Genomic DNA, 1,672 nt, shown 5'->3' on the forward strand with positions numbered 1-1,672 from the left:
GAAGCCGTCTCATTTTCCCTGGGGCGGTTTTTATTTATAAACTACACATATTATTTTTTAGGATTATTTTTTTGATTAGAAGTGTATTTTTATGCCACTTTCTTTCTTAAGTTGTGTGCTAAAGCATGTAAACCGAACTCAATTTCTACTTTTTTCAACGATTTTAGCATAAATCGCTTAAAATGGTGATTGTGTTTGAGGTTGGCAAACACAGGCTCTACATCGTAACATCTTTTTTTACGTTTTTCTATCCCTTCTTCACTTTTCAGTCGCTTTCGTGTGAGTTCTTTATGACGTTCCAGATTGTGATTTCTCTCTATGCTTCGGTTTTCTTTGGATTGATGGCACATGCTTCTTAATGGACACCCTTGGCAGTTTTTGGCCTTGTAATGCGATAAGGTCTGCTCAAAACCGGTCTTGGTGGTTTGGCAGCTTTCGTGATTTTTTTCCATTCGTTGCCCCATAGGACAAACGTAAAAGTCTTTCTCCTGGTTGTAGTGCAAATGCTCTTTGCTAAAGGTTTTATTTTTACTCTGATAGTTTTGGTTCTGCTCTTTATCAAACGTATTGTACTTTACAAAAGCCTCTATTTCAAGCTTCTCTAAAAGCTCATAATTTTCTTCACTTCCGTAACCTGCATCGGCGGTAAGGGATTCTATTTCGCAGAATTTTTCCTGGCCTATATTGTCTTTAAAATTTTCCATATGGGAAGCTAAAGTATTAATATCGGCGGGGGTTTGATGAAGGGTGTAATTCAGAATAAACTGGTTCTCGGTGGAGATTTGCGCATTGTAAGCGGGCTTGAGCTGTCCGTTCTTCATGTGATCCTCCTTCATCCGCATAAAAGTAGCATCTGTATCGGTTTTGCTGTAAGAGCCACGCTCTGCAAGAATCTCTTCCTGCTGCTGGTATTTATCAAGATTCTTTTCAAAATTATTCCTGATGTAGTTCAACTTGGCTTTAGCTTTAGCTCCCCCTTTCTTATCCGCGATTTTACTTCCTTTCAGTTTCTGGTTGATACTTTCTACCGTTTTTTGGATTTTCTCTTTGTTGATTTCCCTGAACTCCGGAGGTTCGGGATCTTTATCTTCATCCGAAGCGATGCTTTGGGCATACTTCCAAAGTTCTTCCAGCTGCTTTAGCATTTTTTCTTTGTTGGTTTTGATAGATTTCCCCCACACAAAGGTGTAACGCCCTGCCTGCGCTTCAATCTTGGTTCCGTCGGTATAGATTTGCTTTAAAGTTATTAAACCTTCTTCAGCCAACAGCAAAACCACCTGTGTAAAGACATCCTTAAATGCAGTTTGCAGTTTCTGGCTCCGAAAACGGGCAATGGTATTATGATCAGCAATATTCATATTGGAAAGCCACATGAACAAAACATTTTCCCGCATCCCCTTTTCTATTTTACGGGAGGAATACATATTTTCCATATACGCAAAAACCATCACTTTGAGCATCATCAGGGGATGATAGCTAGGGTTACCTTCTTTGCGGTATGCATCTAATAAAGTACTGATGTTGATCTTGTCTAAAACTTCATTTACAATCCGCACAGGATGATCCATAGGAATCAGGTCGTCAAAAGTATGCGGAAATAAAACCAGCTGATTTTGATTATAATGCCTAAAAGCCATATATCTAATTGATTACTAAATAAATATACAAAAAA

General features: G+C 38.5%; 1 protein-coding gene. It reads right to left on the bottom strand.

The annotated features are described in order from the left end of the window. Positions 1-89: 89 nt before the first annotated feature. Entirely contained in the window at positions 90-1,637 is a 1,548-nt protein-coding gene (locus tag CHRY9293_RS18315) for an IS1182 family transposase (protein ID WP_162034296.1), read from the bottom strand. Positions 1,638-1,672: the final 35 nt, after the last annotated feature.

The sequence above is a fragment of the Chryseobacterium potabilaquae genome (genome assembly GCF_902728265.1).
Taxonomy (GTDB): domain Bacteria; phylum Bacteroidota; class Bacteroidia; order Flavobacteriales; family Weeksellaceae; genus Chryseobacterium; species Chryseobacterium potabilaquae.